Origin of the sequence: Isoptericola croceus (assembly GCF_029382255.1) — a bacterium.
GTDB lineage: Bacteria > Actinomycetota > Actinomycetes > Actinomycetales > Cellulomonadaceae > Isoptericola > Isoptericola croceus.
The window spans coordinates 82,081-104,569 of record NZ_JARLLG010000004.1 but is presented as its reverse complement, the minus strand read 5'-3'; the positions used below and the strand labels follow the sequence as shown (position 1 = coordinate 104,569).

The following is a 22,489-nucleotide window of genomic DNA, read 5'->3' as shown; positions in this document are numbered from 1 at the left end:
ACCCGGTCGCCGCCTCGCCAGGCGGAACCACGCGGTAGCGCAGGCAGGTCCGCACACCGACCTCCCCGACGCGCGCGGTGCCGGTGACGTGGCTAGCGTCGTCGGCGTCGACCCACGAGGAGGACACGATGACGATGAACGGCAAGGTCGCGCTGGTCACGGGTGCAGGTTCAGGCATCGGGCGCGCCACGGCGGTGCGGCTCGCACGCGAGGGCGCCACGGTGGTCCCGCTCGGGCACCGCCAGGAGAGCGCCGACGACGTCGCCGAGGAGATCCGGCGCCACGGCGGTACGGCGCTGCCGGTGGCGGCGAACGTCGAGGACGCCGCCATGGTGCGCGACGTGATCGACCGGATCGAGCAGGAGCTCGGCCGGCTCGACGTGGTCGTCGCGAACGCCGGCATCAACGGTGTCTGGGCCCCGCTGGAGGAGCTGGAGCCCGAGGAGTGGGCGACCACGATCGACACCAACCTCACCGGCACGTTCCACACCGTGCGGTACGGGGTGCCGCTGCTCGTACGGCAAGGCGGCGCCGTCGTCGTGGTCTCGTCGATCAACGGCACCCGCACGTTCAGCAACTCCGGCGCGTCGGCCTACGCGACGAGCAAGGCGGGCCAGGTAGCGTTCGCGCGCATGGCCGCCGTCGAGCTCGGACCCCGCGGCGTGCGGGTCAACTCCGTGTGCCCCGGGGCGATCGACACCGAGATCGACGACAACACCGAGCAGCGGAACACCGAGGACCTCGGTGTCCAGGCCGAGTACCCGGAGGGGCAGATCCCCGTGACAGGTCAGGAGCCGGGCGAGGCTGCGCAGGTCGCGGACGCCATCGCCTTCCTCGTGTCCGCCGCGGCGAGCCACGTGACCGGCACCGAGGTGTTCGTCGACGGAGGCCAGTCGCTCATCGCATGACGACGTACCGGCACGCTGACCCGTCGAGCAAGTTCAACGACTCGCGGCGGGGGGGCTCACGAGGCGTCGGGAAGTGACGAACCTCGGTAAGACGATGCACCTGCGCGAGTTTCGAGGAGATCAACGCGCAGAGGAACGCTAGCGGTGGCGCTGATCTCCGCTACCGCCTGGAGCCATCCCAGCTCCTCGAACATCTCCGCCGTGACGGGTGGGTGCCTCCGAGACGGACCTGGCGGCAGGCTTGACCGTGTTCGGACAACATGGTTTCTACTGCCGCCATGCACACAACGTCCGGCATGACAGCCTTGCGCGTCCGTCCTCGGGTCTGGCTGGGCCTCGCTGTCTTCGTGACCTACCTGGCAGTCTTCTACGCCATCTGGATAGTCAACGGCATCGACTATGCCCGCGTCGGGGAGAGCGAAGAGACGCTGCTGGGGTGGTACGTGGCACCTCTCAGCGGTGGCCTCGTCGTGATCCTGGTCGGCCTCTCGGTCTTCGGGTGGTGGCGGCCGTCTCTGCGCGACACGAAGCGGCTCCCGAGAAGTGGCGCCGTCGTCCCGGTGATCATGGCCGTGGTCGCGATCCTCAACCTGGTGTTCGGTGAGTTCTCCAGGGTGACGATGACGATGTGGATCCTCCTCGTGATCGGCAGCATCTTGGTGGGGTTCAACGAGGAGGTCGTCGCGCGCGGTCAGCTCTTCGTCGCGCTGCGCAGTCGGTTTGGCGAGGTGGGTGTCTGGTTCCTCTCCACAGCCCTGTTCTCGCTGCTGCACCTGCCCAACTTCTTCTTCGGCATCGGATCGCTCGCGTTCCTCCAGGTCGTCATCCAATTCGGACTCGGATCCGTGTACTACCTGGCGTTCCGCTCGACGGGGTCACTGGTCCCCGCCATGCTCCTTCACGGCCTGTGGGACTTCTCGACGTTCTCGTCGAGCCTCCCCTACGCCGGACTCACCGCCCCGTTTCTCGGGATCGCAGGCGTCGTCGTGGCCGTCGTCCTTTTGGTGAAGGAACGACGGCGGGACGCGGACGCGAGGAGTCAGCCGATCCGCTGAACAGCGCTCAGGCACGCACGGCGCGGCCAAGCTCGTCGTGCCGGAACACCTCGGGCCAGGAGATCCTCAGAGGTGTTCGTCGACGGAGGCCAGTCGCTCATCGCCTGACGACGGCACGCCCCCAGTCAGGCTTCTCGAACGATCCCGAAAGGGTCGTCGTCGAACTCCTCGTCGTCGCCGCCGTCGTCGTGGAGGACGAACTCGAACGCGGCTCGCACGGGCGTCAGTCCGTCCGCCGCCTCCAGCGCCTCGGGTCCGCCGCGGTGAGCTACCTCGGACGCCGCGGCGACGAGCGACTCGACGCGGAGCTCGGCGTCCTCCCGCTCCTGGTCGGGCCACGCTTCGAGATAGGCCACTCGTCCCGCCTCGATGAGTGCGTCCTCGTCCGTGACCTGGAAGTCCCAGCGCCCGACCATCGTCATCACCGGGGTGCTGGGGCGCTCCGGCTCCTCGTCGTCGTCCAGATCGTCGTCCTCCTCCGTCGAGACGAGGGCGAGCGGGAACGAGCCGCACCACTCGAACTCCGCGTCGTTGAATGCCGGCAGCAGCGCTCTCGAGGGTCGTCGTGGAGTCCAAGTGTGTCCGGTCGTGGCGTGCGCGGAAGCGTAGCGGGCAAACGGAGGGCCCACGCAATGGGCAACGACGAGGAATCCCGCGTCAGCAGGAACGTGCGAACGAGGCCCGTCGCGTCGGCGCGGGGCCGGCGTCAGCCGACCAGGCTCGGGTCTTCGTCGTCGAGCATGAGCCACTGGGGCCAGTACCCGTAGACGGCGACCAGGGCCGCCACGAGGTGGAGTACGAACAATGCGGCGACGGCACACAGCACGCCCATGCGCCATCCTGATCGCCGCACAGGCGTCAGGAGCGCAACGATCGGGCCCACGATCGGCAGGCCCGGGACGAACGCTGCCGGCAGCAGCATGAAGCAGAGGATCCCGATGAACCAGGCGTTCACCTGTCGGGTGCTCGCCCGGAAGTTCCCCGAGTCTGCAGCGATCGTCATGTGCTCCTCGATCAGGTCCTGCGCGGCGACGACCGCCGCGGCCAGATGCTCGGTGGTCGCTGCGGGGCCGGGCTGTGAGGCAATGCAGGTCAGGTGAGGCAGAACTCGTTGCCCTCGACGTCCTGCATCACGATGCAGGACTCGTTCTGCTCGTCGGCGTACAGGGTGTACGCATGTGTCGCGCCCTGTGCTTCCAGTCGTGCGCGCTCGGCCTCCAGCACAGCCAGCCGCTCCTCACCCTTGAGCCCGGTGCCGACCCGACTGTCGAGGTGGACCCGGTTCTTGACGACCTTGCTCTCGGGCACACGCTGGAAGTACAGCCGCGGGCCCGCGCCCGAGGGGTCGACGCAGGCGCACCAGGAGTCCTGTTCCTCGGGCGGCAGGGTGCGCCGATAGTCCTCCCAGGTGGCGAACTCCCCCGACGGTGAGGGAATGACATATCCCAGGGCTTCGCACCAGAACCGGGCGACACGCTCGGGTTGGATGCAGTCGAAAGTCACCTGGAAACGCTTCACCGCTGGCATGCGAAGAGATCGTAGCGGCAAACCGACGCCGCGGCCCGTATCGGTGCAAACCTAAGGACGCGACCACCGATGACCTCGCAGCCGAGGTGGCTGCCGATACGGTTCAGCCCAGCCCGGCCCCGGACGAGTATCTTCCTGCGGGAACTGTCTTGGACGGGCTGAAGCTGCTTCCACTACCAGAGCGCACGACTCCGAGTGGTGTGCTGGCCTTCGTCAAGCTCGAGGAGCCTGATGGCGGTGTCGGATGGTCGGTGCGCGTCACCGAGGCATGAGTGACGAGGAGAACCTCGGGCTGCTCGCCGGCTACGCCGAGCGCTTGAAACAGGCGGATGCTGCGTCCTGGGACGGCTCCGACCCGACGTGACCTGACCGCGGCAGTTCGCCGACACCGAGTGCAGCGGAGCCGTGCGCTTGATACCTGCGGGGAGAGTCCTCTCGCCACCCAGCGAACTACGGCAAGCCTCCGGTGACCAGGGAACGACGAAGGGCCCCACATCCGCATGATCCTGCGGTTGGAGCCCTTCGGGTGGCGGTAGCGGTGGGCTTTGCTGGAGCCTTCGGACACGGCCGCCTCTGAGACCATGAAACCCCATCTGACCTGGGCTTTCATGACGGGGCTGGTCGGACGGTGTTGCACGCGATCAGCCGAACCTCCACCGCAAAACGGAGGGAATCTGGTGACCTCACGCAAGGAGCTGGTCGCAGCTGTCGACTATCACCGTCGGCGTCGCCCTCGACTGACTCGATCGGAGACGATCAGATTGCTTGCGAGCGACCAGACGACTGCTCCCCAGACCAGGTACGCGATCGCCCCGAGCGGCAGAAGGCCGGCAGCGTACAACCCCGTCTTGAGACCGAGGTACTCCAGGTCGTGGCCCGACCCCGAGACCGCGCCGATCGCCGCGCCGACAGCGAGCCCCGCGAGGCCGAGAACGAACCCGAGCACCAGCCAAACGACCATCAGCACGAAAGCACCGAGGAGAACGAGGTTGCCGTGGCTCAGGTGACTGAACCGATCGAGGAACCACCCGAAGCCCTTGCGCTCGTTCCAGGCAGCGAACTCGGCCGGGTAGTCCAGCAGAAGTCGAAGAACCCACCACCGGCGTCTCGGAGGGCGCGGCTCGACTGCATCCGACCGAGAGGGCTCCGACATGCCGGCGAGAGTACCGTGCACCGCTTGCGCGAGGCCGACCGGCTGGGACACACCGAGGCGCTGTGCCGATAGCGGAGCACTGGAGGTCGGCGGAGGTCCGGGTCAAGGGTGGCCGAAGGCCATCGCGCAGCGACGCCGCAGGCGCCCTTGACGCGGGCCGGAGCCGGCCGGATGCTCGGCTGTCGGTACGGGGCCGGCACGCGAGAGAGCAGCGCCACCCGACGACGGCGCCACCTACTTCCGAGCTGATCAGTACTCACGACGTGCGTACAGTGGACGTACTCAGCCAGATCGAGGAGTCATCATGCCTACGGCCAACGCGCGGTCCGAGCGTCTGAACATGCGCCTGTCGCCCGATGCCCTCGCGACCATCCGCGAGGCCGCTGCGGCGCAGCAGCAGGACGTGTCCGCGTTCGTGCTCGGGGCTGCGATGGAGCACGCCCGCGAGGTCCTGCTTCGCGACCGGGTCCTCCAGCTCACCCCGCGCGAGCTCGACCAGGTCGACAGCGCACTCGACGCCGAGCCTCGCGTGGTCCCGGAGCTCGCCGCACTGATCGCTGCGGTCCGACGGGACACGCCGCAGCACGGCACGCAGGAGCTGACCTCGCACTGAGCGCTCAGCCCGAGCACGCACAGAGGGCGGCCCCGGAACTGATCCGGGGCCGCCCTTCGTCGTCTCGGGACGGGATGTCGGGTGGGGTGCGCCCAGCGAGCGGAGCGAGCGAAGCGCGGGGCCCCGCCCGCCATGCCGGCCAGCGCGGCGGAGCCGCGCCTTGAGCCAGTAGGGAAAGTCCTCACCATCCGGGTTGGGTAACAGACCTAGAAGCGGATCACTATGTTGCTCCAGCACTTCATGCGAACTATAATCCGCCAACAGTGGATACCGATCTAAACGCCGACCGAGGGACACATTAAATGCAGGCACCTAACCAACTCATACTCGCAGATCTACGGGAGAAGTATGAGCAAAGAGCGGCAGCACCCGCATTCGAGAGACTATATGGTGACCGAGACCATGGACACATGTTTGCAGTTCTCCACAGGGCACTCAATCAGCACTTCGAAGCCATCAATGGTCGTGCGCGTACCACAAAACACTACTGGGCTGACCACAGTCGGGAACTTCTGAACTTAATAGAAGAAATTAACCAAGATTTGCACGATCTCAAGCGCGCCGGCGACGACATCGATTTTGATCCCAGGTATGAACAAGCCCTCGAGAGATGTGAACCATGGCTTACCCCAAGCGGTGGAAGCACGGTGCCCGACGATTTCGAGTCTATTGAAATCGTCAAATACGAGCCCGTCTTCGCCAAACGGGACGGGTCCGTCTCTCTGACCAAGAGCGAATGGAAGCCGGATCTGAAACTCGTTGGCGAGGGATCCTATGCGAACGTATTCTCATATATCGATCCCGACTATGATACCAAGTTTGCATTGAAGCGCGCCAAACGCGGTATCGACCAGCGTGACCTCATCAGGTTTCGCCAAGAGTTTGAGGTCCTGAAGCGACTGAGCTTTCCGTACATCGTCGAAGTATACAAGTATGGCGAAGAGCGAGACGAATACCGTCTCGAATACTGTGACGATACGCTTCGAAGCTACATACGAAGGAAGAACTCAGAACTGAAGTTCTCTTCCAGGCGCCGCATAGCGCTTCAGTTTCTCTACGGCTTGAACTATCTACATTCGCAGAATGTGCTTCATCGCGATATCAGCCTTCAGAACATTATGCTTAAGGTCTACGACAGCGGCGCCGTGATCGTCAAACTCTCGGACTTTGGGCTGGTCAAAGAGGGCTCGTCAACATACACTCGATCCGGCACCGAAGTGCGCGGGACTATAGTTGACCCTGCACTGGACAGCTTCAAGGATTACTCGGTAGCAAACGAAATATACTCAATAGGATGGGTTCTTGCGTTCATATTCTCAGGTAGAGAATCACTTACGCCGAGAGCCGACAAGGTCGGTGAAGTTGTCGCTAGATGCACTGATCCCCACCCCGAAGATCGATTCTCGACGGTACTTGAAATTATAGCCTGCGTGGAGAACATGAGCGTCTCCGGGGCTCTATCGCCCACGACCGACTAGCAGTCACCTTCGATCTGCTCGTGAACGGTGCATGCAGACGAGTCCAATCCATGGCAACAGGTCCGGGCCAGGTACGCTAAACTTCCAAATGGCCACAGCGACAGCGCAGAGATTTACCCATACTCTCCACCCACTGACCGCAACTGGAGCACCGAACCTTCTCCAGCAGCACAAGAACCGCCAAACCAAAATTCTCGGCATCCGACCAAGCAGCTCCAGTCGCCCACGAGTTGTAGTGCGCTCCAACCATATTCCGCAGGTGTCGCCACGTATCGACTTCCCTAACAGTTTCATGCAGAGCAGTCTTAGACAACGCCTTACGGACACCTGGCCACAGGTCCTCTAAAGTGTATCGATCGCCTCTCCGTCGCTGGACACTAATAGCAAGCGTCCAACTAAGCGTGTCTGCGATCTGTTCAAGCACCCGACCTGCGACTCCACAGACCGTGGCAGCATCGCCGCCAGTAAGCGCGTTCTCTAGTTCGGTAGCAATATTCGGATCGACTGCGTCGTATGACACCTTTGGCAACGCGCCAAATGACCACCCGCGAATTTCTACGTGTTTAACCATGTGACCAGATAGCTGGAAGATCGAGTGCAACTGTTCTCGCCACAGGCGGTCGTGTACCGTTACAATCAGTTGCCAATCCGAGAACTCTTCAAGAACCAGTTGCATTAGCCGTACCCGGATGCCAGCGTCGACCGACTGGAGTACATCGTCGAGGATCAGCACCTTCGCCTGTCCGTGGGCGCCCGCTGCTCGTGCCACGGCGAGAAAATACAGAAGCGCAATGAGGTCCTGGTAGCCCTCACTGAGCATACGTTGGGGCGGGCCCTGCAGGTCTCGGCTTACCCTTACTTCAATCTCCAGGCTCATTGGCCCCAGCCTGCCCGCCTCGGCAACGACTTCCTCGACGTGGCCTGCACCTGTGACTGTGCGAAATGAAAGTGTCAGCCAGTCGCTCACATTGCCCAGAATCTCATGAGTCCGCCGTGCTCGTTGCGTTGCCCTGTTAGAAAGCTGGCTCACTTGGCGGTGACGGCGTTTGGCGGCGTCTAGAGCTTCGAGGGACTCGACTAGTTCATTAGCGGGTTCTTGAAGCTTTCGCGGAAGGTTCGCGTGGCCACGATGACGCGGAGCCAGGCCTCTATAGACGTCGTTGTTCAGCATAAGTCGGACTTGACCCATATCGTGTGGGGGTTCGACTTCAACGAGAGCCGCCACCACAGTTGCGGCCCTGCGTACTCGGGTTTTGGCCGCGATTACGACGTCGGCGGATTCACTTTCATGCTCTGAAATCGTAGCGGGTCGACCATCCTCGCCTGGGAAATGGTGGTTCATGAAGATGGCGCCTCGGCGCTCCGGTGCCGCGTCAAGGAAACTCAGGATGTCGGCACGCTTTAGAGACATCGGAGAGTGGCTGAACTCTGGGCGGTTCTGCGCGGCGGTGATGTCCAAGCCGCCTTCCTCGTTGCGCAGGGCATTTCGGCTCACTGTCGTGCCGTCGGTTAATGCAACCTCCACTGAACAGCTTTCACGACTCGAAGCCGCGTTGATGAGCCAGGGCCTGGATCTAGCGTCGAATTTTGCAGACCGTCCCACGCTGCCCTGGCATGCCCACTCCACCGCATCGACGGCACTCGATTTGCCGGTGCCGTTCTCCCCGTAGATGATCGTTGATACAGGCCCCTGTTTGGGCTTAACAAAAGACATCTCGAGGCTCCCTGTCACGCCTCGAAAGTCGGTCAGTTTCACCCGTTCCACCCGAGTTTCGGAGTTTCCCGGTGATCGCGTCTTCGACATCGCGCCCTCCTGGCTTCCAACGTACCAAATTTGAACTCGGTCGACGCACTATTTTGTTACCCGCAGCCGCTCCTGCACTTTCGTGCGCTATCAGCAACTTGCGACACCGCCAAGCCATTCCGTCAATTCGTGTAGCTAGTTTCGCCCGAATGGTGAGCTGCCACTGTCGCTTCAAGACTGGTGGCGACTGCGTGTCGCAGATTGTCAAGAATCCACCTTGGATCCCTGCGCGCTGATCGGGGATTCAACGGGCACTCCCGGCACTAGTCGGCCCGTGTAGCCCATATCAACAAGTCGAGTGTACGCTTCAGTTGTTTCTCCATCGACTGCCTGAGGTTGCGCGTACCCCGAATTGGCATATATCCAGATTCGCTGAGTGTCGCCCACCAACATTTCAATCACTCGGCGGCGATCGCCTATGGTGGCGATATATCCTTCGAGCGACTGTTCTCGTGACGACGAAATTGCGTCCAGTTCTGGCCAGAGCTTGCGGACAGTCGCGTATGCACGGCGCTGCTGGTACGGCCGGCTGATGATCGTGGCCGAAGAGGGGTGGAGCCCGAGGCCGTCCAGCAGCTCATGCGTGAACGCGAAGTTCTCGCCCGTATTGCTGGCCCGCGTTTCGGTCATGATCGCGTCAGCGGGTACGCCGAGCTCCTGAGCGCGCTCGGCGTAGTGCACAGCCTCCCCGCGGGGGAAGACGTCGACCGTCGTCGGCGCGTTCGCCCCGGTGAAGACGATCAGCGGGAAGCGACCCTCGTGCCACAGGGCGGCCGCGTGTTCCGCGACACCGATGTCGTGGCTCCCGAGCCCGATGGCGATGTCGGTGTTCCTGGGCTCGTGGTGCAACTGGTGGTAGTCCCAGAGGATCTGGGCGTCGTCCATCACGCTCATGGGGTCTCCGTTCGTCAGTCGGGCATGTCGAAGGTGTAGGTCCACGCGAACCGTGAAGCAGCGTGCACGCCCTCGGCGTACTCGACCACTCTGCCTTCCTTCGTCCGCGTGGTGCGTTGCAGCACCATGACCGGCTCGCCGCCGGGCAGTTCGAGCATCGCGGCCTCGTCAGGCCTCGGCATCCGGGCCGTCAGCGTCTCGGTGATCTGGTCAGGCTCCAGCCCCTGCAGCGTGAGCACGGCGAATCCGCCTCCACGCCCGGCCGGTCCCGGCGTCGCGTCGACCAGAGGCGTGCCGTCGACGTCCTCCACCCGGTAGTAGCTCATCAGCGTGTGCGTGGGCGTCCCGTCGTGGCGCACGGTTCTCGCGCGGGCGTACACCTCAGCATCGGGCTCGATGCTCAGTGCCTTCGCGACGTGGCTCGGAGCGGGGACGCGCTCGACCGTCTGGGTCTGGTCCGCCGGCTCCCATGACTGCCCGTTGGCCTCACGATCGGCAGCGAACGCGACCCGGTCGCCGTACTTCCAGTTGCTCTTGGCGTACCGCTCGATGCCGAGCCGGCGCATCGGTGGGCGTGACCGCACGACCGTCCCGCGACGTCGGACAGGTGTGACGAGGCCTTCGGACTCGAGCAGCGCGACAGCATTGCGCACCGTCTTGATGTTGACCCCGTACTCAGCGGCCAGGTCGGCTTGCTTCGGCAGCGTCGTGTCCGGCGGGTAGTCACCGCGCTGGATGCCGTCACGCAGGACTGCCGCCAGCTCCTTGTAGCCGTGCGTCATGGCCCACCTCCTCTTCGGTTAACGGTAGCGGTATGCGGCCACCTGATCGATGTGAGGGCATTAGGGGTGGTTCTATCTTCGCTGAAGTGCTACGTTTTGGTTAGAACCACCTCTATCCAGGAGGGGTCAGTCCGGTCGAACCGGGCAGACAGCGAAGGAGCTAGGACATGGCACTGAAGCAGCGCTTCCAGATCGAGCACACCACGGCGTTCCCGAAGGGCGCGTTCCTGCGCGGGGAGGTCGAGCCCGTGGCGGACTTCAACGCGGCAGCCGGCCCCGACGGTTCCCGCCCGCAGCAGCTCGACAAGGAGACCGGTCTGCCGATGTGGCAGTGCGTGGTCATCGACGGCGACGAGGACGCCGGCCGCAAGGACATCGGCGTCACGGTGAAGTTCGTCGCCAAGCACCAGCCGGTCCCGCCGGAGAACAAGTCCGGCCTTCCGTGGACGCCCGTGGAGTTCGTCGGCCTGCTGGCCCTGCCGTACGTCGACGACAACGGCATGCGCCCGCGCATCGCCATGTCGTTCCGCGCGTCGGAGATGGTGACTCCCGGTCAGACGGGCCAGGGCGCCAAGACCACCGCGAAGGCCGCGGCGTGATCATCGCTCGTGCGTGGCAGGCGGTCCGCCGGGTGTTCTCAGCCCTGTGGCTGGCACTGCGGTGGACCGCCCGCGGGTTGTGGTGGCTCACCGCGTCGGTGTTCTTCTACGGCGTGGTGAGCCTCATGGGACACGACCTCCTGAGCGTCGTGATCCTCTTCTCCGTCCCGGCGTGGAACCTCACCCGAGCATTCTGGGCCGTGTTCAGCCCGATGACGTACGAGCCACTGCTCGGTGGTCCGCTGCGCCGGTTCGCCTGGCGTCGCCACGTCCGCCGCAACTGGCTCGACCTCGCCATCGCCTGCGGCCTGGCCAGCGCCGTCGTGCGGGACCGTCGGGTCGTTCCCCGGCTGGTGCGAGTCCGTGCACGGGGCAACACGCTGCGGATCCGGGTGCGGGCTCGCGCCGGGCAGACGCTCGACGACCTCCGCAAGGCCGTCCCCGCGATCGAGACGGCGTTGGAGGCCGAAAGCACGACCAGTCAGCGGGTGCGGCCCCGCGTGCTCGACATCATGCTGACGATGGCCGACCTGCTCGACCAGCCGCTCTACGCGAGCATTCCCCAGGTTGTCGACCCGCAGGGCGTGGACCTCGGCCGGAACCAGGATGGGTCGCGGTGGCGGCTCACGCTGCGGGGGCGGCAAACGCTCGTGGTCGGCTGTTCCGGGTCCGGCAAGGGCTCGGTGTTCTGGGGCATCGCCGGCAACCTCGCCCCGGCAGTGGAGGCGCGACTCGTCCGGCTGTGGGGCATCGATCTCAAGGGAGGGATCGAGATCGGCATGGGTGACGGCGTCTTCCACCGGGTCGCCACCGACGAGTACCAGGCCGTCGAGGCCCTGCGCGACCTGCTCGCCGTCGTCGACCACCGCCAGCGGCAGATGTATGGCCGCACGCGAGACTTCGAGCCCACACCGGGCGACCCGGTGCACGTGCTGATGATCAACGAGCTCGCGGTGCTGACGGCCTACGCCTCCAAGAAGGTCCAGAGCGAGGCGTCGGACCTGCTGCGGCGCATCCTCACCCAGGGGCGTGCGCTCGGCGTGGTCGTGGCCGCGTTCGTGCAGGATCCCCGCAAGGAGACGGTGGGCATGCGTGGGCTGTTCACGCAGACGGTTGCGCTGCGGCTGCGGTCGGCGTCCGAGACGACGATGGTGCTCGGCGAGGGGATGGCCGATGTCGCGCCGGCCCACCAGATCAGCCCGGCCCACCCGGGCACCGGGTACGTGGTGGCGGACGACGGTCACGTGCAGCGGGTGCGGGCGGACTTCTGGGAGGACACCTTCATCCGGATGGTGGTCGACACCTACCCGGCGCCCGACCGGTACCAGCCCGAGCTGGCACCACCGCAGGTGGACGAGGCTCCGACCTCTGCCCCGGCAGACGACGAGAACGTGGCTCCGGTCGAGGTCTCGTCCGGTGCGGCGTCCGCCAACACTGGAGCTGCACGGCCTGCGGGGAACGAACCCGCGCCGCGCCCGCGGAAGCCGCGCAAGCCCCGCGCTGCTCGCCAGCCCGCCGCGTCGGGGGCTCGCGGTGAGTGACGTGCACGCCGTCACGGGACGGTTCCCGGGGTTCGGGCAGGATGCGCCGCTCGACCTCGGGGACCTCTCCCCCGCCACCGTCGCCGGCATCACCGCCCGGCTGCGTGACCGCACCGTCGGTGCCTTCTCCGATGCCGCGGCTCGCGTGGGGTTCTGCTCCCACCCGGTCCGGCTCAAGGGCTCGTCGACCACCATCGACGCCGCCACGGGCGAGGTCCTGGCCGAGTTCAGCTCCGCCGACGCTCCGCTCGGCGTCCTCTACCGGGCGTGCGGCAACCGGCGGGAGTCCGTCTGCCCGGCGTGCTCCCGGGTCTACGCCCGCGACACCTTCGAGATGATCCGCGCCGGGCTCCTGGGCGGCAAGACCGTCCCGGCCGAGATCGCGGACAACCCGCTCGTCTTCGCGACGCTGACCGCGCCGTCGTTCGGGCACGTGCACGGCACCCGCTCCAAGAACGGCGGTGCCGGGCGCTGCCGTCCTCATGGCCGAGGTACCTGCCCGCACGGCGTCCCGCGGTCCTGCACCGCGCAGCACTCCGAGCACGACCTGGCCGTCGGCGGACCGCTGTGCGACGCCTGCTACGACTGGAAGTCCGCCGTCGTGTGGCAGTGGCACGCCCCCGAGCTGTGGCGGCGGTTCACCATCGCGATGCGCCGCCAGGTCACCGAGGCCATGGGCGTGCGCGAGTCGGCGCTGCGGGACATCGCCTCGGTGCAGTTCGCCAAGGTCGCCGAGTATCAGGTGCGCGGGCTCGTGCACTTCCACGCACTCATCCGCCTCGACGGACCTGACGGCCCGGGCTCGCCGGCTCCGCTCCCCGGCGCGATGCTCGCCGAGGCAGTCCGGGACGCTGCGCGGGCGGTCTCGGTCACGGCCCCTCCGGTCGACGGTGCGGACGTCCCGCGCGTGCTGCGCTTCGGTCAGCAGCTCGACGTGCGGTGCGTGCGCTCTGGCGTGCCGGAGAACGACGAGGGCTCGGACGACCTGCGCCCCGAACAGGTGGCCGGCTACCTGGCGAAGTACTCGACGAAGGGCACCGGCACCGACCCGTCGGCCCCGCGACCGCACCACCGTCGTCTCATCCGCACCTGCCGATGGCTCGCCGAGCGCGCCCGCACCGCGTGCCGCGGCCTCGCCGGCCCGGACCCCGAGGACGACGACGGCTGCGACTGCGGGCAGTGCGGCGACGGCCCGTACCGCCTCCTGGCGAAGTGGGCCCACATGCTTGGCTTCCGCGGCCACTTCTCGAGCAAGTCACGCCGCTACTCGATCCCGCTGGGACGCCTGCGCCGGGCTCGGATGCGGTTCCAGCGGCTCAAGGCCGACGCCGACCGCGACGGCACGCCGATGGACGTCGCCGACCTCGAGAACCGGCTGCTGGCCGACGAGGAAGAGACCACGCTCGTCGTCGGCTCGTGGACCTACCAGGGCACCGGCTGGACCAACCCCGGCGACAAGGCCCTGGCCGACGCCGCGGCCGCGCGTGCCCGCGAGTACGCGCAGTGGAAGGCGCACGAGCGCATGAGTAGAGCGAGCCGCTAGGCCGCCCTAGATGCCAGCGACCACACGACGACCATCGCCATCGTCGCCATGGAGACCATCCGAACCGGGTGCCACCGGCGCAGCGCCAAGACGACGAACTGCGCCGCGAAGATCCCGAAGAAGACCAGGAGCGTCACGGCGCTCAGCACCAACGGACCTCCCGCGGGAGCTACCAGCCGCTCGCCGAGATGCGTCAGCCAGTCCGACGCGAAGAAGAACGTGACGACGGCCTGCGCCAGGAAGGCGACGCCCATCATCGCGTTCCTGGCGGGGCCGGGGCCGGGCGGGTCGGACGATCTCGCCGGTGGCGCGCTCGGCTCGTCGGTTCGGGGGGCCGCGTCCATGCGTTCGTCTCCTGGGTCGGTAGCGAGCCTCACCCTACCGACGGCATCGCAGCACGTCACAGAACAGATCAGCAGCCACACCACAACGATGTAGGAGGAACCACGATGAGCAACCAGATCGCACCGACCACCACCCGCCGTCGGCGCCTGATGACGCCGGACGAGCTGGCCGAATACCTGGGGGTGACCCTGCACTGCGTGTACGCGTGGTCGAGCCGGGGCGGCGGGCCGAAGGTGCTGCGGGTGGGCGCCCGGCTGCGCTACCGTCCCGAGGACGTCGAGGCCTGGCTGGACCGGGTCACCGACAGCCGCGTGGTGGGCTGAGCCGTGGCGCGCAAGCCGATCGAGCCGGGGCGTTGGGGGAACATCAGCCGGACCGAGATCGCACCGGGCTCCTGGCCGGCCACGAGGTCGTTGCGACCCGGATGCGCGCCGACGTCAGCCAGGCCAAGCCCGCGACCGAAGCCCTCGCCGCCAGCGACCAGAAGACGAGGGCCCCAAAGCCCGCCGCACCCGCGGCCGCGCCGCCACGGTCCAGCGCGCCGGACTCGACCGCTAGCGCTCTGGCTTTTACTCTTTGCCCGGCGCCTCTGGTGGGCTGCCTCGCCACACTATGGCCTGGTTCAGAAGTGCTGGTCACGAGCGCTGGCGGAGCCAGAGGGTGAGGTCCGCCCGGGCGGCGACCACAGGCGGCGCTGGCCCCTAGTGTGCGATCGCGCGGCGCGCTGCGGAGCAAACTCGCAGGCCAGAGCGTCACGGTGTGTTGACCGAAGCAACCAATCGATGCCACCCTGGGCGAGTCCGAGGCCTTGGGTCATCCCCCGGGCCTTCCTCCAATGAAGGAGATCGAGTAGATGCTTGGAACGACCACTCGACAGGTAAGGGTGCCCGTAGTGGCAACGGTGATCGCTGCGCTCGGCCTGGTCGCACCCACCTCGGCATCGGCAACCGCCGCCGACGCCGCGGATGTCGTGCAAGAGGTCGAGCACAGCGTCGCTGTGCACATGACCGACGTGGCGATGGACGCCGTTGCTGCGGGCGATGTGATCGTTCACGCGCCAGCCGTGGACCTTGAAGAGTCGAAGGCAGCGGTGCTCGCGCTCTCGGGCGACGATGAGACTTTTACGTCAGTCTCCGTTCCGGTTGGCGGCGAGCACAGCCTTACCAGCAACGTGACGATTGTCTTCGACGAGGACGAAAACGTCGTGCAGTACTCGGAGAGCCTCCTCGAGCGAAACGGCTCGGACAACTTCCGTATCACGGCGTACACGGACGGCGAGCTGACCAAGAGCCAGGATACGGACATCCCGTTCGTGCCCGACAGTGAACTGATGAAGGATCTGCACTTTTCGGGACCCATCTCGGCTCTTGATTCGACGTCTGCGTCGACTCTCGCCACGAGCAAGAGCACCTCTGCATGCCTTTCCGCCACGCTGGGGATCACGGGTACGCTCGGCATCGCCATCGCGCTGGCCTGCGGTGGTTCGTGCGCCGGGGGGGCCGTTCCGATCTGCGCGGCTTGCATCGGCGCCTACGCAGTAGTTCATGGGGCCGGGATCACAGCAGTTGCAGCCTGCTTCTGATCCAGACCGATCCGCGACATGAATCCGCAGCGCTCCCACCTTCCGTTCCTGGTTTGGCTCCTTGGGTTGACCCTAACGGGATCGGCACTAATCCTTTTGGTGCCCACACTGTTCGAGCCCCATGACTCGGGAATTACGTGGTTCGTGGTGATAATTGGCACCTTATGTGCAGTGTTTGCCGTGGGTATAATTGTCAAGCGTCCAGGGCGCCGGGCTACACAAGATAAGTGAGGCACAGTGGCCTTGGCGCGCTAATTCCCACTTGATCAGCACTAGTGGGTTGTGGAGCGTAGCGATCTGACTCACAGACAGCGAAGGGGCCGGCATCCGCGGATGTCGGCCCCTTCGCTCACAAGACAGCATTACCGTGGGAGCACGATTCCGCGGGCAGTCCAATCGTCCACGTTGAGGTGCTCGTTGCTGCCGCGCTCGTTCGAGATGTGGAAGCAGGTCTCGGGGTCGTCATCTATGAATGGTTCGAGCCAGTCTTCGATGATGGTGAGATCAGCGATCTGCCATCGCTTGCGCACCATCTAGGCGACCTTCTCGGATGCGTTCATGAGGCTGGTGCCGCCGTTGTCGGTGACGATGACCACGGCGGCGCCGTTGGTCAGGTGCCACGCTTCGCAGCGGTAGCGCTGGGGGTTTACGAACGCGAGGCTCAGGTACTCGACGCTGAGGAGTTCGGGGCGGCGACCGAGCGGAGCGTGGGACGGGTCGACGATCGTGGTCTCGGCGCCGTGGTCATGCTGCTCCTTCGAGGTGGGTTTCGCGGACGTCGGGGAACATCCCCTCAGGTGGTTCGACGTAGGGCAGCGGCTCGCCGGCCTTGTTCTGGTTGGTGTCGCCCTCGGCGTCCGCGAACGGTTCCGCGACGCCGTCACGGTGCGCAAGGCCGTCCGTGCGCGGGAGGACCGCCCGCCCCGGACCCGCGGGCGCCGGAACATCACGCTGCTGCCGCAGATCGTCGACACCATACTCGGCACCGGCCTGCGGATCGGTGAGTGCCTGGCGCTGCGGGAGGCTGACCTCGACCTGGACGCCGACGTCCCGACGCTCACCGTCGCCGGGACCGTCGTGCGGGTCGAGGGCCGGCTGATGCGGCAGACCAAGCCGAAGTCGGACTCCTCGCGGCGGACGATCACGTTGCCGGCGTTCGTCGTCGCGGCGATCACCGAGTCGCTGGACCTCGGCCTCGACGGCGGACCGGACGGCCTGGTGTTCCCCTCGACGCGGGGCACACCGCGCTCCCCCAGCCGGATCCGCGACCAGCTCCGCGAGGCTCAGGTCGGCAGCGACGTCATGGGTCACCCCGCACGACTTCCGGCGAACCGTGGCCACCCAGGTCGCGAACAGCACCACCATCGCCAACGCGACCGCTCTGCTCGGTCACGCCGACGAGGGCACCACCGTGCGGCACTACGTGAAGCGAACCCACGTGGCGCCGGACCTCCGCGTCGTCATCGATCAGCTCGTCGAGCAAGCGGCGACCGTCGTCGACACTGGCAGGAATCGCGGCAACTAGAGCGGTTCTCCACGATGGCCGGGACCACAGCGGGCCCGCGCTCGCTCACGCAGGCCGGCAGCCACGCGTTCGTCGGTGCGAAACGCGTCGAGGAGTGAGCGCTGCCAACGAAGTTCGTCCTGGACGACATCGTGGGCAGTGTCGACACCAAGCGACGCGAACAGGTGGTCGTCCCCAACTCTGGGGATGCGTTCATAGGCGTCGTCACGCAGGCGATCGGCGCCCCACGCGGCGGCCTCGTGTGATCCACGAAGGGCCTCGATCGCGTGGAGAAGGGCGGCCAGCTCGTCGCGCTCGTCGATGTCTGGGCGGTCGCTCAGGCTCTCGGAGAGAGTGGACAGCGTGGAGCGATCACCATCGAGCGAGTCCCAGATCGCGCCTAGGTATCCCTGGCCTACGCCATCTGGTGCCTGACAGATCGCCAAGCGGCTCTCCACGCAGAGGAGGATGAAGATCGCCTGGGTCTCGAGCGGCAGGGTTTCTCGCACCGCCTCGAGCGCACGCCATGGCTCGAGCGGGTCATCGGCCAGCTCCATGAGGGAAAGGTATCCGCATGCAGTCCGCGACCTCCACGGGAGCGAACGCCACGTCCATCGGCCGGTCCCGAACGGGGCGTCGACGGAATTCGGTGAGTTTCCGGTGACCGGGGAACGACGAAGGGCCCCACATCCGCAGAATCTCGCGGGTGGGGCCCTTCGGGTGGCGGTAGCGGTGGGATTTGAACCCACGGTGGCTATGAACCACACAGCATTTCGAGTGCTGCACCTTCGGCCGCTCGGACACGCTACCTCGCCGGACGAACCGGCCCACCGAGGATACCGAACCTGCCCGGATCCACGAAATCCACAGCCCTGCGACGTCGGTCACCACCAGCACCGGAGGTGCGGCTCGGCGAGCGCCCACGCCCACCCGAGCCCCCCGGATGCGACTCGCATTGAACCGCGCGCACAGTGGCCTCGTCGTACTAGGTGTGGCCGGCCTGCGCGCCGACGACTCGGCGCACGGCCACTCGACGCACGGCCATCCGATCAAGGAGGATCTGACATGTCCACGAACACCAGCTTCCGCGTCCGCTGTGCAGCGGCGGTCGCGGCGCTCGGCATCGCCGGTGCCGTCCTGGCCACGCCGGCGACGGCGGCACCGAACTCGTTCCCGCTCAACGTCGGCCAGGAGACCACCGGGTCGAACACCGGCGCGAGCGGCAAGTTCAGCTACACGATCGACGGCGGCGAGCTGTGCTACACGCTCTCCGCCCGGAACCTCTCGGTCGACGCCGTCGCGGCGCACGTCCACGTCGCCCCGCGCCACGTCGACGGGCCGATCGTGATCCCGCTCAGCGTGGGGGCGGGCACGTCGTTCACCGTCTCCGACTGCGTTCCGGCGGATGCCGACGTGCTCGCCGACCTGGACGCCAACCCGCGCTCCTACTACGTCAACGTGCACACCCCGACGTTCCCGGGCGGTGAGATCCGGGGCCAGTTCACGCACTGACCTTCCCCCGCCGTCGTGAGGCCCCCGGTCGCCCGGTCCGCACCCCGCGGGGACGAACCGAGCGCCGGAGGACGGCCTCGCGGACCGCACACCATCGGAGCGGCTCAGACGCAGGGCACCCCTGCGTCCCAGGCACCGGTGACCGACGTCCCGGGCACCTCGCCGCGGGTCCACCACATCGCGGTGTGGTTCACCCCGGCCCGTGACACCACGTCGCCGGCCACATAGATCGCCGACGGGTCAAAACCCTCCCCGCACGTCTCGGCCACCACGGGGTTGTCCCCGTGCACACCGATCTCGCGCCACGGGCCGCGCTTGGCGCCGGCGGCACCCGGCTCCTGGTTCCGCGTCCACCACTTCGCCGCGTACTCGACTCCGTTGTGGGACACGATGTCACCCACGGTGTACACGCCCGAGGCGTACCAGGGCGCCGCCCCGTCACCGACGACCAACGGCCCCGGGGCAGCCGCCCGGAACGTGTCGGCCAGCGCGCCGCCGAGCTCGTTGCGATAGTCCCCGGCGATGTCCCAGAAGTAGGCGCCGCCGAACCCGTTCTCGGCGAGCCACTCGGCCTTGGCGGTCACCGACCGCGGGGTGTCGAGGCTCCACCACTGGTCGCCGTCCCAGCGGTAGGCGGCCACGGCGTCGGCGTCGTAGTACTCGGTGCCGACGGTGCGCAAGGCGGAGTAGTTCGCGACGCCGATCGCACCACCGGCCGGCGATCCGGGTGTGGGGTCCTCCACGCCGGACCAGCCCTGGCCGTAGGCGGCGAGTCCGAGCACGATCTGTTCGTCGCGGTAGCCGGCGGCCCGGTAGGCGCCGAGCAGTCCGTCGGCCGCGAGACCCCAGTTGGCGTCCTGGTCCGGCGCGTCCGGCCAGGAGTAGGGGTGCAGGTTGCCCTGGTGCCCGGTCCGGTCCGCCACCCAGGTGCCGTGGTAGTCGTAGCCCTGGATGTTGAGGAAGTCGACGACGGCGGCGAGCCGCGGGTCCACCCAGCCTCCCTGCGTGCGCGGTGCCCAGCCGGCCGGCGCGAACCCGGTCAGCAGGTAGTCCTCGCCGTCGGCGGCAGAGCGCTCGTCGAGCTTCTCGCGGAACAGCTCCATGAGGGCGAGGAAGTTCTCCTGGTCCACCTCGGGGTGCGGGGTGGGGTGCTCGCCGGTGGCCGCCGGCCACTCCCAGTCGACGTCGAACCCGTCGAAGATCCCCGCCGCGACACCGTCGCCGCCCTGGTCCCCGGACACCGGCAGGTTGCCGTCGAGATAGATGTCGAGGCACGAGTCGACAAGCCGTTCGCGGCTCTGCGCCGTGAGCGCCGCCTCGGAGAAGTTGTCCGACCAGGTCCAGCCGCCCAGCGAGACCATGATCTTCAGGTCCGGGTAGACCTCCTTGAGCTTGCGGAGCTGGTTGAAGTTCCCGGCGAGCGCCTGACCCTCGACGTCGGCCACGCCGTCGACGGCGTCCTTCGCCCCGACGAGCCGCAGGTAGTCGTTCTCGGGGTCGCCCTCGGGCTGGCCGGGGTCGACACCGTCGGCGGGGACGACGTCGTCGCTGATGTCGCACACGAGGTCGGTGGTGACGTTGCCGAACGCGTACGTGAGGTGCGTGAGGTCGGCGGCGGCCCCGGTCCTCACCAGGTCGGCCACCTCGTAGTTGTGAGCGTCGCCGGAGGCCCAGGCCGGGAAGTAGCCGAGGGTCGTGTAGCCGTTGACGCCGTCGGCGTCGTGGGTGGAGCTCGCGTCGGGGGCCGCCGGGGCGGGCTTGGCGGCCACGGCGGGGGCAGCCGCCAGACCAACGGTGGCGGCCGCGGCGACCAGGGCGAGCGGGACGTGCGTGCTGCGGGACGTGCGCTGTCTCATCGGGAGCCTCACTGCTTCCTCCGGGCGCCGAGCACCCGGGACAGGGTTTGTTCGGTCCCCTTCATATTAGCGGTGTGCGGTCGGCAGCACCAGAGGGTGTGGAACCTGTGTGGACTCCCTGCCGAACCGCCCCCGACCCGGCGCGACGGAGCACGCATCGATAGCGTCGAAGAGGCTCGTAAGAATCCACCGACCCCCCGGCACACCCCCGCCGGCCAAGGAGGATCTGTTGACTTCGCCACTACCCCACCACCACGCTGCGGACGCTCTCGCCCTCGGCGACAGCACGCTGACCGGCAGGTACCACGTCGATCTCCTGACGCACGAGTGGTGGTGGTCCGACGAGACCTTCCGCATCCACGGCTTCGAACCTGGCGAGGTCGTTCCCACCACCGCGATGGTCCTCGCGCACAGGCACCCGGAAGATCGCGACCGGGTCCAGCACGTCCTCGACGACGCCCGCCGCACGGGCGATCCCTTCGCCACGGTGCACCGCATCATCGACGCCCACGGCGTGAACCACGTGGTCTCGATCGTCGGCGAGGGCCGGCGGGACGAGCACGGCGAGACGGTCGAGCTCGTCGGCTACGTCCTCGACCTGACGTCGAGCATCCAGCGACTCGCCTCCAAGGAGGCCGATATCGAGATCCGCGCCGCAGCCCACGGCCGACGCCACATCGAGCAGGCCAAGGCGGTGGTCGGCCTCGCGCTCGAGCTGGATGACGACGTGGCGTTCGACGTGCTGCGCCGCCGCTCCAACGACACCAACGTCCCGGTGCGGCTGCTCTCGAAGCGCCTCGTGCAGCACGTGCACGCCACCGCCACCGACGGGCGGCCGCTCGAGGCCGCCCGCGTGCTGGCCTTCCTCAAGGCCCCGAGCCAGGCCGACTGACCTCACGAACGGACTCCCCGCAGGGCAGGGCAGGCCAGGCCGTCGTGCGGGGCGTTCGTGCGCCTCAGCGGTCGGGCGACGCCTCGGAGATGTCTGCGAGCACCGACTCAGGGTCACGTTCGACAGCCAGGTCGCCGAGGGAGACGACGCCCACCACGACGCTCCCGTCGACCACCGGTGCCCTGCGCACCGCCGCGTCCCGCATCACCTGGACCGCGACCTCGACAGAGTCCCCCGGCCCCACTGCGACGAGGCGGTCGCTCATGACGTCGGACAGGGTGGAGTCTGGGCCGAGGCCTTCGGCGATGCCTCGGACCACGATGTCCCGGTCGGTGACGATGCCGACCAGCCGCATGTCGGACTGGACCACGAGGGCACCTACGTCCTGCGACGCCATCGTCCGCGCTGCGGAGAGCAGCGTGTCTGAGACGTCGGCGATGCTGGGCCGGGGAGTCATGCAGTCGGCCACGGTGCGGGAAGCCATGCCGACCTCCTTCCACGAAGGGCGACGGCGGGCTGCTTCACCGGCAACCTCACCATGCTCCTCGGCACGGCACCTCGCACGTGAGTGCCACGCTCAGGTCCCCACGCTGTCGGTGAGATCGACCCCCGTGGTCGCCCGGGCGCAGTGGCTGCAGCAGAAGGTCTCGTCGTCGACGTCGACTCCGTGCCCCAGCACCATGCAGCCGCAGTGGGCGCACCGCGGCGCCATCGCGTGCGAGGCGCACTCGAACGAGTCGTAGACCCCGCTCGCACCATCCGCCTTGGTGATCGTGAATGTCTGTGCGTAGTCGTTGCCGCACATGTCGCAGGTTGCCATCTTGCCCTCCGTCTTTCGAGCGGATCGGCCCGTGGCTGGACCAGTCTGGCGGGGCCGGTCCGGACGTCGGGAGCGGCAGCC

The 22,489-nt window shown here is 67.0% G+C and carries 24 protein-coding genes, 1 tRNA gene and 1 pseudogene; 13 read left to right on the top strand and 13 right to left on the bottom strand.

The window, feature by feature from the left end:
* Positions 1 to 128 precede the first annotated feature (128 nt).
* A complete protein-coding gene (locus tag PZC42_RS11015) occupies positions 129 to 908 on the top strand; it encodes an SDR family oxidoreductase (RefSeq protein ID WP_277210985.1) in 780 nt (259 codons plus the stop codon).
* A gap of 296 nt (positions 909 to 1,204) precedes the next feature.
* Positions 1,205 to 1,963, top strand: coding sequence for a CPBP family intramembrane glutamic endopeptidase (locus PZC42_RS11010; RefSeq protein ID WP_277210983.1), 759 nt, complete (start codon positions 1,205 to 1,207; stop codon positions 1,961 to 1,963).
* A 125-nt stretch (positions 1,964 to 2,088) separates the two neighbouring features.
* Here PZC42_RS11010 and PZC42_RS11005 read toward each other — a convergent pair whose 3' ends face one another.
* From PZC42_RS11005 to PZC42_RS10990, 4 genes are all read right to left on the bottom strand, one after another.
* Positions 2,089 to 2,592, bottom strand: coding sequence for a hypothetical protein (locus PZC42_RS11005; protein ID WP_277210981.1), 504 nt, complete (start codon positions 2,590 to 2,592; stop codon positions 2,089 to 2,091).
* Positions 2,593 to 2,669: 77 nt separating this feature from the next.
* Positions 2,670 to 2,966, bottom strand: coding sequence for a hypothetical protein (locus PZC42_RS11000; RefSeq protein ID WP_277210979.1), 297 nt, complete (start codon positions 2,964 to 2,966; stop codon positions 2,670 to 2,672).
* Between the two features lie 89 nt (positions 2,967 to 3,055).
* Positions 3,056 to 3,490, bottom strand: coding sequence for a VOC family protein (locus tag PZC42_RS10995; RefSeq protein WP_277210977.1), 435 nt, complete (start codon positions 3,488 to 3,490; stop codon positions 3,056 to 3,058).
* A 715-nt stretch (positions 3,491 to 4,205) separates the two neighbouring features.
* Positions 4,206 to 4,643: a hypothetical protein gene (locus PZC42_RS10990; protein WP_277210975.1), complete on the bottom strand. Its 438-nt coding sequence runs from the start codon at positions 4,641 to 4,643 to the stop codon at positions 4,206 to 4,208.
* 304 nt (positions 4,644 to 4,947) lie between these two features.
* Between PZC42_RS10990 and PZC42_RS10985 the strand changes: the two genes are divergently transcribed.
* Both PZC42_RS10985 and PZC42_RS10980 read left to right on the top strand, forming a co-directional pair.
* On the top strand, positions 4,948 to 5,256 hold the full coding sequence (locus tag PZC42_RS10985) for a type II toxin-antitoxin system TacA family antitoxin (RefSeq protein ID WP_277210973.1): 309 nt from the start codon (positions 4,948 to 4,950) through the stop codon (positions 5,254 to 5,256).
* Between the two features lie 410 nt (positions 5,257 to 5,666).
* Positions 5,667 to 6,734, top strand: a complete 1,068-nt coding sequence (locus PZC42_RS10980; RefSeq protein ID WP_277210971.1) for a protein kinase family protein — start codon at positions 5,667 to 5,669, stop codon at positions 6,732 to 6,734.
* A gap of 76 nt (positions 6,735 to 6,810) precedes the next feature.
* Here the strand turns inward: PZC42_RS10980 and PZC42_RS10975 are convergent, their stop codons facing one another.
* The 3 genes from PZC42_RS10975 to PZC42_RS10965 form a co-directional block, all read right to left on the bottom strand.
* Entirely contained in the window at positions 6,811 to 8,538 is a 1,728-nt protein-coding gene (locus tag PZC42_RS10975) for an AAA family ATPase (RefSeq protein WP_277210969.1), read from the bottom strand.
* A gap of 204 nt (positions 8,539 to 8,742) precedes the next feature.
* Positions 8,743 to 9,432, bottom strand: coding sequence for a YdcF family protein (locus PZC42_RS10970; RefSeq protein WP_277210967.1), 690 nt, complete (start codon positions 9,430 to 9,432; stop codon positions 8,743 to 8,745).
* Between the two features lie 14 nt (positions 9,433 to 9,446).
* The gene (locus PZC42_RS10965) at positions 9,447 to 10,214 is read right to left on the bottom strand and encodes a GntR family transcriptional regulator (protein WP_277210965.1); all 768 of its coding nucleotides are present in this window, start codon (positions 10,212 to 10,214) and stop codon (positions 9,447 to 9,449) included.
* Positions 10,215 to 10,381: 167 nt separating this feature from the next.
* Here PZC42_RS10965 and PZC42_RS10960 point away from each other — a divergent pair, with 167 nt between their 5' ends.
* The 3 genes from PZC42_RS10960 to PZC42_RS10950 are packed head-to-tail and all read left to right on the top strand — an operon-like array spanning position 10,382 to position 13,897.
* Positions 10,382 to 10,813 carry a plasmid replication, integration and excision activator gene (locus PZC42_RS10960; RefSeq protein WP_277210962.1) on the top strand — a complete coding sequence of 144 codons (432 nt, stop codon included), beginning with the start codon at positions 10,382 to 10,384 and terminating at the stop codon, positions 10,811 to 10,813.
* A complete protein-coding gene (locus PZC42_RS10955; RefSeq protein WP_277210960.1) occupies positions 10,810 to 12,354 on the top strand; it encodes an FtsK/SpoIIIE domain-containing protein in 1,545 nt (514 codons plus the stop codon). Before PZC42_RS10960 ends, PZC42_RS10955 begins: the two co-directional genes overlap by 4 nt.
* On the top strand, positions 12,347 to 13,897 hold the full coding sequence (locus tag PZC42_RS10950; RefSeq protein WP_277210958.1) for a replication initiator: 1,551 nt from the start codon (positions 12,347 to 12,349) through the stop codon (positions 13,895 to 13,897). The genes PZC42_RS10955 and PZC42_RS10950 overlap by 8 nt, the downstream gene beginning before the upstream one ends.
* Here PZC42_RS10950 and PZC42_RS10945 read toward each other — a convergent pair.
* Positions 13,894 to 14,241, bottom strand: coding sequence for a hypothetical protein (locus tag PZC42_RS10945; protein WP_277210956.1), 348 nt, complete (start codon positions 14,239 to 14,241; stop codon positions 13,894 to 13,896). The genes PZC42_RS10950 and PZC42_RS10945 overlap by 4 nt on opposite strands.
* 105 nt (positions 14,242 to 14,346) lie before the next feature.
* Here PZC42_RS10945 and PZC42_RS10940 point away from each other — a divergent pair, with 105 nt between their 5' ends.
* From PZC42_RS10940 to PZC42_RS10925, 4 genes and pseudogenes are all read left to right on the top strand, one after another.
* Positions 14,347 to 14,565 (top strand): helix-turn-helix domain-containing protein, encoded by a 219-nt coding sequence (locus PZC42_RS10940; RefSeq protein ID WP_277210954.1) that lies wholly within the window; start codon positions 14,347 to 14,349, stop codon positions 14,563 to 14,565.
* A 569-nt stretch (positions 14,566 to 15,134) separates the two neighbouring features.
* Complete coding sequence (locus PZC42_RS10935; RefSeq protein WP_277210952.1) at positions 15,135 to 15,824, top strand: hypothetical protein; 690 nt, start codon at positions 15,135 to 15,137, stop codon at positions 15,822 to 15,824.
* 726 nt (positions 15,825 to 16,550) lie between these two features.
* Positions 16,551 to 17,066, top strand: a pseudogene (locus PZC42_RS22650) (site-specific integrase); the annotation flags it as partial.
* A gap of 91 nt (positions 17,067 to 17,157) precedes the next feature.
* Positions 17,158 to 17,349: a hypothetical protein gene (locus PZC42_RS10925; protein ID WP_368860270.1), complete on the top strand. Its 192-nt coding sequence runs from the start codon at positions 17,158 to 17,160 to the stop codon at positions 17,347 to 17,349.
* On the opposite strand, the gene PZC42_RS10920 is transcribed toward PZC42_RS10925, so the two are convergent.
* Positions 17,346 to 17,885, bottom strand: a complete 540-nt coding sequence (locus tag PZC42_RS10920; protein ID WP_277210947.1) for a hypothetical protein — start codon at positions 17,883 to 17,885, stop codon at positions 17,346 to 17,348. The genes PZC42_RS10925 and PZC42_RS10920 overlap by 4 nt on opposite strands.
* Positions 17,886 to 18,049: 164 nt before the next feature.
* Positions 18,050 to 18,138, bottom strand: a tRNA-Ser gene (locus PZC42_RS10915).
* Between the two features lie 255 nt (positions 18,139 to 18,393).
* Here PZC42_RS10915 and PZC42_RS10910 point away from each other — a divergent pair.
* Positions 18,394 to 18,840 carry a CHRD domain-containing protein gene (locus PZC42_RS10910; RefSeq protein ID WP_277210945.1) on the top strand — a complete coding sequence of 149 codons (447 nt, stop codon included), beginning with the start codon at positions 18,394 to 18,396 and terminating at the stop codon, positions 18,838 to 18,840.
* Positions 18,841 to 18,944: 104 nt separating this feature from the next.
* Here the strand turns inward: PZC42_RS10910 and PZC42_RS10905 are convergent, their stop codons facing one another.
* Positions 18,945 to 20,696 (bottom strand): glycosyl hydrolase family 18 protein, encoded by a 1,752-nt coding sequence (locus tag PZC42_RS10905; protein WP_277210943.1) that lies wholly within the window; start codon positions 20,694 to 20,696, stop codon positions 18,945 to 18,947.
* A gap of 229 nt (positions 20,697 to 20,925) precedes the next feature.
* Here PZC42_RS10905 and PZC42_RS10900 point away from each other — a divergent pair, with 229 nt between their 5' ends.
* Positions 20,926 to 21,588 carry a PAS and ANTAR domain-containing protein gene (locus PZC42_RS10900; RefSeq protein WP_277210941.1) on the top strand — a complete coding sequence of 221 codons (663 nt, stop codon included), beginning with the start codon at positions 20,926 to 20,928 and terminating at the stop codon, positions 21,586 to 21,588.
* Between the two features lie 64 nt (positions 21,589 to 21,652).
* Here PZC42_RS10900 and PZC42_RS10895 read toward each other — a convergent pair whose 3' ends face one another.
* Positions 21,653 to 22,072, bottom strand: a complete 420-nt coding sequence (locus PZC42_RS10895) for a CBS domain-containing protein (RefSeq protein ID WP_277210939.1) — start codon at positions 22,070 to 22,072, stop codon at positions 21,653 to 21,655.
* 93 nt (positions 22,073 to 22,165) lie between these two features.
* Positions 22,166 to 22,408: a metallothionein gene (locus PZC42_RS10890; RefSeq protein WP_277210937.1), complete on the bottom strand. Its 243-nt coding sequence runs from the start codon at positions 22,406 to 22,408 to the stop codon at positions 22,166 to 22,168.
* Between the last annotated feature and the right edge of the window lie 81 nt (positions 22,409 to 22,489).

Excerpts from the sequence above, each read along its gene's own strand:
- PZC42_RS10890 (WP_277210937.1), bottom strand. The coding sequence starts at position 22,408 with ATGGCAACCTGCGACATGTGCGGCAACGACTACGCACAGACATTCACG.
- PZC42_RS11010 (WP_277210983.1), top strand. The coding sequence starts at position 1,205 with ATGACAGCCTTGCGCGTCCGTCCTCGGGTCTGGCTGGGCCTCGCTGTC.
- PZC42_RS10920 (WP_277210947.1), bottom strand. The coding sequence starts at position 17,885 with ATGGAGCTGGCCGATGACCCGCTCGAGCCATGGCGTGCGCTCGAGGCG.
- PZC42_RS10995 (WP_277210977.1), bottom strand. The coding sequence starts at position 3,490 with ATGCCAGCGGTGAAGCGTTTCCAGGTGACTTTCGACTGCATCCAACCC.
- PZC42_RS10940 (WP_277210954.1), top strand. The coding sequence starts at position 14,347 with ATGAGCAACCAGATCGCACCGACCACCACCCGCCGTCGGCGCCTGATG.
- PZC42_RS10990 (WP_277210975.1), bottom strand. The coding sequence starts at position 4,643 with ATGTCGGAGCCCTCTCGGTCGGATGCAGTCGAGCCGCGCCCTCCGAGA.
- PZC42_RS10975 (WP_277210969.1), bottom strand. The coding sequence starts at position 8,538 with ATGTCGAAGACGCGATCACCGGGAAACTCCGAAACTCGGGTGGAACGG.
- PZC42_RS10895 (WP_277210939.1), bottom strand. The coding sequence starts at position 22,072 with ATGGCTTCCCGCACCGTGGCCGACTGCATGACTCCCCGGCCCAGCATC.
- PZC42_RS10905 (WP_277210943.1), bottom strand. The coding sequence starts at position 20,696 with ATGAGACAGCGCACGTCCCGCAGCACGCACGTCCCGCTCGCCCTGGTC.
- PZC42_RS10970 (WP_277210967.1), bottom strand. The coding sequence starts at position 9,432 with ATGAGCGTGATGGACGACGCCCAGATCCTCTGGGACTACCACCAGTTG.
- PZC42_RS10980 (WP_277210971.1), top strand. The coding sequence starts at position 5,667 with ATGTTTGCAGTTCTCCACAGGGCACTCAATCAGCACTTCGAAGCCATC.
- PZC42_RS10960 (WP_277210962.1), top strand. The coding sequence starts at position 10,382 with ATGGCACTGAAGCAGCGCTTCCAGATCGAGCACACCACGGCGTTCCCG.
- PZC42_RS10945 (WP_277210956.1), bottom strand. The coding sequence starts at position 14,241 with ATGGACGCGGCCCCCCGAACCGACGAGCCGAGCGCGCCACCGGCGAGA.
- PZC42_RS11000 (WP_277210979.1), bottom strand. The coding sequence starts at position 2,966 with ATGACGATCGCTGCAGACTCGGGGAACTTCCGGGCGAGCACCCGACAG.
- PZC42_RS11015 (WP_277210985.1), top strand. The coding sequence starts at position 129 with ATGACGATGAACGGCAAGGTCGCGCTGGTCACGGGTGCAGGTTCAGGC.
- PZC42_RS10965 (WP_277210965.1), bottom strand. The coding sequence starts at position 10,214 with ATGACGCACGGCTACAAGGAGCTGGCGGCAGTCCTGCGTGACGGCATC.
- PZC42_RS10985 (WP_277210973.1), top strand. The coding sequence starts at position 4,948 with ATGCCTACGGCCAACGCGCGGTCCGAGCGTCTGAACATGCGCCTGTCG.
- PZC42_RS10910 (WP_277210945.1), top strand. The coding sequence starts at position 18,394 with ATGTCCACGAACACCAGCTTCCGCGTCCGCTGTGCAGCGGCGGTCGCG.